Below are 8,524 nucleotides of genomic sequence, written 5' to 3'. Positions count from 1 at the left end.
AGCCAGCTCTGTGAGGAGTGCGGCGCCGTTGAGGTAGCGGTGCGTGGGGTCGGGATGGAGGCAACGTCGGACGATCGTGGCCAGGGGCTCGGGGCCCTCGGGGAGGAGCTTCATGTCGGACGGGTCCATCGGGAGAGCTGCGTCGGGCTTCGGGGGGAGGTCGCCGGTCAGGGCGCGGTAGATCAGGATGCCGAGGCAGTAGACGTCGCTCTGCGGAACGACCTTGGCACCGGGGGCGTGTTCGGGGCTCAGGTAGCCGACGGTGCCGATGCAGTGGGCGTCGGCGGGGTCGGGCTCGTCGGCTCGGTGGGCGAGGCCGGGGTCCATGACGCAGTAGGCGCCGTCCGCTCGCTTGCGGACGTTGACCGGGTTCAGGTCGCGGTGGACGATGCCCTTCTCGTGCAGGGCGGCCAAAGCCTCGGCCAGGTGCAGGAGCAGCCGGGCCGCCTCGACCGGCGGCCACGGCGTGCCCAGGAGCTTGTCCAGGTCGGTGCCGTCGAGCAGTTCCTCGACCCACGCGACGCCGTACGGCAGGACGCCGTCGTAGCGCAGTTCCCGGAGTTCGCCGAGAAGCCGGACCACTCGCGGCGAGTCGACCGCCGCGAGTATCCCGGTCTCCCGGCGCGCCCGGTCCAGCGCGGCGGCGTAGGCCGGGCCGGGCGGAACCAGCATGGCCTTGACCGCGACGGGCTGCCCCTCGCGCAGCGCGCGCAGTACGAACTTCTGCCCACCCTGCGCCAGCGGCACCAGCTCGGTCACGCCGAGCGACGCCGCCAGGTCCGCGAAGATCGCCTGGGGGGAGCCCGGCATCACGGTCACTTTCTCCTCCACGTCCTGCGGGCCCGCCAAGCCCCCTTCGCTTCCCGGCCGCGGCCGTCCGCCGCCGTCCGCCGCGGACCGCCGCGGCGCCCCGCGCCCGGCGATCCCTCGGCCGGATCCGCGGCCGCGGATCAGCCGCCGGAGGGGTTCGAGACGTTGTAGGCCAGGTTCTTGTCCATCGACTGCAGGTTGGTGACCAGGCTGGAGAACATGCTGGCGAAGCTGGTGATCGCCGAGACGCACTGGCGGGCCGAGGTGTCGAACTGCTCGTACTGGGCCCAGATCGCCGGGCTGGTCTGCATCATGTACAGGCCGCCGCCGTCCTTGAGCAGCGCGTCGACCCGGTTGTACAGGGTCGTGAGCTCCGGCGCGATGGTGTTGTTCGCGGCGTTGTTCAGCAGGGTGGAGGCCTGGGTGATGTCGTCGTAATTGATATCGATATCGGGCATGGCTGGCTGCCTTTCGGTTCGGAGTGGTGTGGGCGGTGGCCTGGTGGCCGGCCAGGTCTCGGCGACCCGGCGGTCTGGTGGTGTCCGGCGGTCGGGCCCTCCGGCGGACTAGTCGACGAACGGAGCGGCGTCGGGGCCGCTGCTGGTCGAGGAGCTCGTGTCCGTGGGCGAGGTGTCCACCCAAGGCGAGTTCCAGTCGGCGCGCGTGTACGTGGTGGTGGTGCCGTCGCTGTTGACGTCGGTCATGTTCCCGGCGCCGCTGGTGTTCGTCGTGGTGGTGATGGTGTCGGTCGAGCCGTCCGGGTTGTTGATGACCTGCGTCGTGTTCTGCGTCGGGGAGCCGTTCGTGCCCCAGCCCTGGTCGGCCTGGAACGTCGTGGTCTCCTTGTAGGTCATGCCGTTGACGGTCACCGTGGTGGTCTCGCTGGCGAACACCTCGTTCGTCGTGTGCGAGGACTTGTCGGCGTCCGGCACGTTGGTGTCAGTCTGCGTGGTGTACGTCGTGGTCACGTTGTTGTTGCTGCCGGCCAGGCTGAAGGGACTGCTCGGGGCAGTCGGCTCGGGCTCGGTGAAGGCAACGCCCTCCTTCGCCGCGTTGGCCTGGTCGGTGTACCACTGGTCCAGCGCCATCGGGTAGCGCAGGACTGCGGACATGGCGGCGCTCATGTTGAGGCCGGCGGCCTGAGAGGCGTCGGTCTCCATGAAGCTGTCGGCGACGCCCTTGAAGTACCCGGCCATCTTGTTGAGCGAGTCCATCGCGTTCGACATGTCGGTGGCCCACCGGCCGTAGAACCGGCCCATCGCGCCGTACAGGCCGCCCTCGTACGGGCCGAGCTCCGCGTTGTTGTCGTTGTTCTGGCCGGGCACGCTGTAGGTCTCGCCGCCGCGGTACACCGCGTGGGCGGCCCCCTTGATCTTCGAGATCTCGGGCGAGAGGGCCGAGATGTCGGTCGCCGCCTGATTCAGCAGGCTGTAATCGATGACGAGATTCGCGTAGTTGTAGCTGCCGTCGCTCATCGCCTGTCATCCGCTCCTTCCGTACCCGGTCCCCGACGCACAGGGGTACGGGCGCGCGGCGCGGATCGTTCAGTGCCCGCCCGGTCCTCGTTCAGTGCTCTGTCGCGTAGCGGGCGATCTCGCGGCGGGAGCGGGCGCCGAGCTTGCCGAGGATGTGCGAGACGTGCGTCTGCACGGTCCGGCGGGAGAGCAGCAGCCTGGCCGCTATGTCAGGGTTCGACATGCCGGCGGCGGCCAGTTCGGCGACGCGCAGCTCGGTGTCGGTGAGCGCGGCCCAACCGTGGCGGGGGCGTTGGCGGGGCCCGCGTACGCCGAGGCGGACGCCGTAGCGCCGCAGCCGGGCGGCGGCCCGCTGGCTGTCCCAGGAGGCGTCCAGGGCCGCGTAGACGGCGAGTGCGGCGGCCAGGTCGGCGCGGGCGCCTTCCAGGTCGCCGGCGGCGGCCCGGAGTTCGGCGGCGTCTTCCAGGGCGCTGCCGAGTTCCATCTGGCGGTGCGCGGCACGGAAGTATTCGGCGGCGGCGAGGACGGGTTCCGGGTCCGCTTCGACCTGGCCGCGGCACCAGCCGTGCATGGCCCGCTTGTAGGCGATGGGTTCGACCTCGTACTCCTCGAGCGCGGCGTCGGCGGCTTCCTGGGCCAGCCGGGTGTCACCGGCGGCGAGTGCGGTGCGTACGAGGTAGGGCAGCCAGTCGGCGCGCGCCTCGTGGAAGCGCGGTTCCCGGGGGTCGACGAGGACGCGCAGGATCTCGGCGGCGTCGGCGAGCCGGCCTTCGCGCTCCGCGGCGAGGCTGCGGGCCGCGAGGCCGGGGATCAGGGCCGCGGCCCAGTCGACGTCGCCGATCTCGTCGAGTGCCCGCAACTCGGCGGTGAGTGCCTCGGCGTCGTCGCGGTGCGCGGCGATCAGGGCGCACATACCGTGGTAGACCACCGGGAGGTCGACGAAGGATTCCAGGTCGCCGAGTGCGTCGAACTCGGTGAGCGCGTCGTCCCAGTCGCCGCGGTTGAAGGACGCGGTGCCGATGTGCAGACGCAGCATATTGAGACGGGCGGTGCCCGTCCGTTCGCCGATCGCGGCGGCTCGGCGCAGTGAGGCGATCGACTCCTCTTGGCGGTCGAGGACGTCCAGGACGGTCGCCCGGTTGGTCAGCAGGATCATGCGCAGGTCGTCGAGCCGGGGATCGTCCTCGATGACGGCCAGGGCTCGGTCCATGCGTTCGAGGGCGCCCGTCTGGTCTCCCTCGGTGACGCTGCGCAGCGAGAGCGGCAGGAGGGCGTAGCCGATGGTCAGCGGGTCGTGGAGGTCCTCGCCGAGCCGTAGTGCGCGCTCGGCGGCGTCGCGGGCGGCGGCCGGGTCGGCGGTGCGGTTGAGGACCATCGCGCGGACCACGGACAGCCGTGCTCCCCACAGCGCGCTCACGGTCCCGGTGGCCTCGGCGACGAATTCGAGGGCTTCGTCGTAGCGGGCCACGCGGAGCAGCACCTGCGCGAGGATCCACGAGGCGTAGCCGCGGCGCTCGGCCTCCGGCCCGCTCGCGAGGATGCTCCGGGCCAGCGTCTCGGCCTGCTCGTAGCGGCCGGTCAGGAAGAGCACGGCGGCGAGCTTGTCTTCGAGCAGGCCGGTCCGCTCGTCCACGGCGCCGCCGGTGTGGGCGAGCGCGTGCTCGAACAGTTCGACGGCGATGGCGGGCGCGCGGTACGCGAGGGATTCGGCGCTGTCCACGAGCCAGTCGAGCTCCCAGCCGTCGGCGGCGTCGAGGGCGCGCAGCACCGCCTCGGCCGTGCGTTCGACGGGGGCTCCGGAGACGATGAGCTGCTGGGCCGCGTCCCGGTACATGGCGACGCGCAGCGCCTCGGGCATGGACTCGAACAGGGCCTGGCGGATCAGGCCGTGCCGGAAGCGCAGCGCGGGGCCGGCCGGTTCGATCACGCCGGCCTCGGTCGCCTCGCGCAGCATGGGCTCGATCTCGGCCATCGGGAGTCCGGCGAGCGCGCAGACCTGCTCGGCGGTGACCACCAGGCCCTGCAGGGCGGCGGCCTGGAGCACGGTGCGGCACCGCGGGCTCAGGAAGTCGAGCCGGTCCGCGATGGCGCCCGCGAGCGAGGCGACGGACGGGTCGCCGGGTTCGGCCGCGGCGAGTTCCACGCGGTCGCCCTCGGACCGCAGGCGCCCGGATCGGCAGAGCGCGTCGACGATCTCCCTGAGGTACAGCGGATTTCCGGCCGCGGAGGCCAGCACCTCGGCGAACGCGGGCCCCGGTTCGCCGCCGGCCAGCCGCGCGGCGAGTCGGGCGACCTCGGCGTCGGGGAGCGGATCGAGCGGCAGGACGAGGCCGTGGTCCGCGGCGGAGAGTTCCGCGCGCAGCTCGGCCAGGCCGTCGGGGCGCGGCGTCGGCCGGCACAGGCCGATCAGCAGCAGCGGGGACTGCGCGGCCACGCGGCTGAGCTGGCTCCACAGCGCGAGGCTGGCGTCGTCGGCCCACTGCAGGTCGTCGACGGCCAGCAGCACCGGTCCGCGCGCGCAGAGCCGGTCCACGAGTTCCGCGAGGGTTTCGGCGGCGGCCGTCGCGCCGTCGCCGGCGGCGACCGCCGGCCGGTGCGCGGAACCGGGCTCGGCGGGCCGGGCCAGCAGCCGCGCGGCCCGCGCGCGGTCCGGGTCCGCCGCGTCGGCGCTCACCCCGAGGGCGGTCACCAGGACCGAGAGGGGGAAGCGGCGCCCCAGTTCGTCGCACCCGCCGCGCAGCACCTCGATCCGCGCGTCGGTCTCGCCGAGCACGGCGGCGGCCAGCGCCGACTTGCCGATGCCCGGCTCCCCCTCGATCAGCACCGAGCGCCCGCGCCCGTCGGCCAGCTCGGCCAGCGCCTGCGCCAGGGCGGCCCGCAGGCCGGCCCGGCCGATGAAAAATTCCGCAGGGTTCTTATCCGGGTCGCTCAGCACCGGAGCAATGCTAGTTCAGGCGCAGGCTCCCTGGCACTCGGCGCCGGGGCGGCAGCGGCCGACGCAGCCGACGACCGCGCGCACCGCGCGCAGCCCGTGGTGCAGCCGGGACTTCACCGTACCCTCCGGTACGCCGAGCGCGGCGGCGGCCTCGGGCACCGTGCGGTCCATCAGGTAGACCTGGACCAGGGCACTGCGATGCACCTCGCTGAGCTCGCGCAGCGCGCCGATCACGGTCTCCCGGTCGAGCAGCAGCTCGTAGGGCTCACCGGGCTCGACGGCCTCGTCCAGCGACTCGGGCTCGGTCTCCGGCGGCCGGACCGTGCGGGCCCGGAAGCGGTCGATCGCGATCCGGCGGGCCACGGTGAACAGCCAGGGGCGCAGCGTCTGCGGGTCGGCGTTGAGGGTCTCCAGGTGCCGCCAGGCGCGCACCATGGTCTCCTGCATCAGGTCCTCGGCGGCCTGCCAGTCCCCGTAGGTCCAGTTCAGCAGGGTGCGCAGCAGGGCGGCCGAGTGCAGGTCGTAGATGGTCCGCATGCGGTACGCGGCGCTGCGCGGCGGGCCGGGCCGGGCGGCCGCGGTGGCCGCGGCAGGCGGGGCGGCCACGGCCGGGCGGACGGGATGGGCGGTGTGAGCGGCGTGGGCAGGGGCCTGCTCGAGGCAGGCGGCAGGCGATGCAGGGGTCATCGTCCGTCTCTTCTCGCGGGAAAGCACCGTACGTGTTCCAAGCTTCAACCACGGTGTCCGTCGAGACATCCGCCACTTCTACTGACCTTTTCCCGGCCTCACGTACGTATTCACGGTTACCGGCCGCGGATTCGATAAGCCTTTCTTAAATCGGGAGCAGAATTCGATGCTTGTTTGCCTCGCGGCGTCGTCGAATTCCCCGGCCGTTCGCCTCATTCCCCGCGCAGGAGCTCGGCGGCCTCGCGGCGGGTACGCACGCCGAGCTTCGCGAGGATGCGCGACACATGCGTCTCGACGGTGCGCCGGGAGAGCGACAATTCGACCGCGATGTCAGGGTTGGACTTTCCCTGGCTGAGGAATTCCGCGACGCGCAGCTCCGATTCGGTCAGCGCCTGCGGGCCGCTGCTCGGCCGGCGTCCGGCCCGGGCGCCGATGCGCACGCCGAGGGCCCGCAGCCGGGCCACGGCGCGCCGGGAGTCCCAGGCTGCGCCGAGCTCCGCGTAGCCGGCCAGCGCCTCGCCCGCGGCCTCGCGGGCGGCTGCCTCGTCCCCGTCGCGGGCCCGGTGCACGGCCAGTTCCTCGAGCGCCTGGCCGAGATCGGCCGGGCGGCCGGCGTCGCGCAGGAACCCTACCTCGGCAGAGAGCTGACTCGTGGCCGCGTCCGCGAGGCCCAGGCGGACGGCCGCGAGCCGCGCGGACGCGGTCTGACGCGAGGCGGGTATCGCGCCGAGCAGTTCGCGTGCCTCGTCGGGCCGGCGGGCGCGCTCGGCGTACGCGGCTCGGGCGAGCAGCGCGTACGCGTCCTGCTCCCCCACGGCCGCGAGGTGGGATCGCGCGGCGCGGTCGTCGTCCCGGCGGAGCGCGATGAGGGCGGCGAGGCCGTGCAGCTCGGATTGGTCGGCTACGGCGTCGATCTCGACGCGCGCGTCGTCCCAGCGGCCTTCCCGGTAGGCCAGGTCGGCGCGCACGGCGGCGCCGATGTCGGCCAGGACCCGGCGGCAGTCGGGGAGTCTCGGGGGCGGCCCGATGGCGTGCAGCGCGCGCTCGACGGCGTCGAGGCAGCCGGTGCCGTCGCCGGCGCGGAAGCGGACGACCGCCTCGGCCGCCAGCGCGTAGCCGACGGTCATCGGGTCGGCCAGCGCTCGGCCGGCTGCCAGCGCCTTGGCCGCTTCAGCCGCCGAATCCGCTGCGCGGGCGGCGAGTCGGGCCTGCCACACCGACGGTAGTCTGGGTTCCGCTTCGATCCGCGCGGCGACGCGTTCGGCCTCATCGCGGCGACCGAGCCCGTGCAGCGTGAAGGACAGTGTCGCGAGGCCTTCGAGCAGCCCGGCGCGCTCCGTCGTCCCGATGCCGTCGCGGCCGAGTACGTGGTCGAAGATGTCGGTGGCGAGGTCGGGCGCGCGCTGGGCGAGTGCCACGGCGTGCCGGGCCACCCAGGGCGTCTCCCAGCCGTCGGCGATGTCCGGGTCGGCGGCGATGAGCTCCGCGATCCGCTCGACCGGTGTGCCGCGGTCCATCAGGGCCCGGATGGCGATCTGGCGCATGGCCTCGCGTACCGGGCCGGGCGTGGACTCCTGGAGTGCCTGGCGCAGCAGTCCGTGCCGGAAGCGCAGCCGAGGTCCGACCGGTTCCAGCACTCCCCCGGCGATCGCCTCCTGGATGGCGGTCGCGAGCGATCCGGCGGGCCGGCGCAGGACGGCGGAGAGTTCGGTGACCGAGAACTCGGCGCCGAGCAGGGCGGCCGTGCGCAGCAGCTCTCTGATTTCCTCGTCGAGGTAGCGGAGGCGGGCGGCGACGGTCGCCGCGACGAGGTCCACCGGCTCCGGCGCGGCATCGGCGGCGAGCTCCGCTCCGGCGTCGTCGAACTCGATGGCCCCGGCTTTGCTCAGCGCCTCGACGAGCTCGCGGACGAGCCGCGGATTGCCGCCGGCCGATTCGAGCCGCTTGATCAGCCGTGGCCCCGGCGCCGCGCCGAGGAGCCGGGCGGCGAGTTCGGCAACGTTGTCAGGGGCCAGTTGATCGAGGGCGAGGACGAGGCCGTCACTGTCCTTGAGGATGCTGCGGACGCGGTCGATCTCGGGTCTGCGCGGCAGCAGCCGGGCCGCGCCGACCAGCAGCAGCGGGGCACGCGCGGCGACCGCGCACAGGCGCTGCCAGACGAGCAGCGTCGCCTCGTCCGCCGCGTGCAGGTCGTCGATGGCGAGCACCACCGGGCCGCGGGCGCAGAGTTCGTCGACGAGCACGAGGACCCGGGTGACGGCGATGGCCTCCAGGGCCGCGTCCGCGGACTTCATACGCAGGGCCCTGAGAAGGACGTGGAGCGGCGTGCGCCGGTCGGCGTCCACGCAGGCGGCGGTGCGCACCGCCAACCGCCCGCCATCGGCTCCGGCCGCACGCAGGAGCGTGTCCAGCAGCGAGGTCTTCCCGCTGCCGGGCTCGCCCTCGATCAGCACACCGCGGCCGCGGCCGCGCGCGAGCCCGCCGAGTGCTTCGTGCAGCGCGGCGATCGCGACGTGCCGACCGACCAGCGCGGACTCCGGTCCGCCAGGGGGCGCCATGTCTGCACAGTAGCCCGTTCCGGTACGCACAACCAGCCGATGTAGGCCTGTGACCAGGC

At 73.3% G+C, this 8,524-nt stretch carries 6 protein-coding genes; all 6 read right to left on the bottom strand.

All coding sequences use genetic code 11. From position 1 onward, the window contains the following. Positions 1 to 810, bottom strand: an 810-nt coding sequence (locus tag KDK95_RS09865; protein WP_249160809.1) for a protein kinase domain-containing protein, incomplete at its 3' end; no start/stop codon positions are given. A gap of 140 nt (positions 811 to 950) precedes the next feature. Beyond that, a complete protein-coding gene (locus KDK95_RS09860; RefSeq protein WP_212517761.1) occupies positions 951 to 1,268 on the bottom strand; it encodes a hypothetical protein in 318 nt (105 codons plus the stop codon). A 108-nt stretch (positions 1,269 to 1,376) separates the two neighbouring features. Beyond that, positions 1,377 to 2,285 (bottom strand): hypothetical protein, encoded by a 909-nt coding sequence (locus KDK95_RS09855; protein ID WP_212517760.1) that lies wholly within the window; start codon positions 2,283 to 2,285, stop codon positions 1,377 to 1,379. A 91-nt stretch (positions 2,286 to 2,376) separates the two neighbouring features. Next, positions 2,377 to 5,220 carry an ATP-binding protein gene (locus tag KDK95_RS09850; protein WP_212517759.1) on the bottom strand — a complete coding sequence of 948 codons (2,844 nt, stop codon included), beginning with the start codon at positions 5,218 to 5,220 and terminating at the stop codon, positions 2,377 to 2,379. 15 nt (positions 5,221 to 5,235) lie between these two features. Continuing rightward, a complete protein-coding gene (locus tag KDK95_RS09845) occupies positions 5,236 to 5,907 on the bottom strand; it encodes a sigma-70 family RNA polymerase sigma factor (RefSeq protein ID WP_212517758.1) in 672 nt (223 codons plus the stop codon). Positions 5,908 to 6,119: 212 nt separating this feature from the next. Next, complete coding sequence (locus KDK95_RS09840) at positions 6,120 to 8,465, bottom strand: ATP-binding protein (RefSeq protein WP_212517757.1); 2,346 nt, start codon at positions 8,463 to 8,465, stop codon at positions 6,120 to 6,122. Positions 8,466 to 8,524 lie beyond the last annotated feature (59 nt).

The organism is Actinospica acidithermotolerans, from assembly GCF_018139625.1.
Classification (GTDB): Bacteria; Actinomycetota; Actinomycetes; order Streptomycetales; family Catenulisporaceae; genus Actinospica; species Actinospica acidithermotolerans.
This window is presented reverse-complemented; position numbering and strand designations above follow the sequence as displayed.

Coding starts and splice junctions, on each gene's coding strand:
- KDK95_RS09855 (WP_212517760.1), bottom strand. CDS start 2,285: ATGAGCGACGGCAGCTACAACTACGCGAATCTCGTCATCGATTACAGC.
- KDK95_RS09860 (WP_212517761.1), bottom strand. CDS start 1,268: ATGCCCGATATCGATATCAATTACGACGACATCACCCAGGCCTCCACC.
- KDK95_RS09845 (WP_212517758.1), bottom strand. CDS start 5,907: ATGACCCCTGCATCGCCTGCCGCCTGCCTCGAGCAGGCCCCTGCCCAC.
- KDK95_RS09840 (WP_212517757.1), bottom strand. CDS start 8,465: ATGGCGCCCCCTGGCGGACCGGAGTCCGCGCTGGTCGGTCGGCACGTC.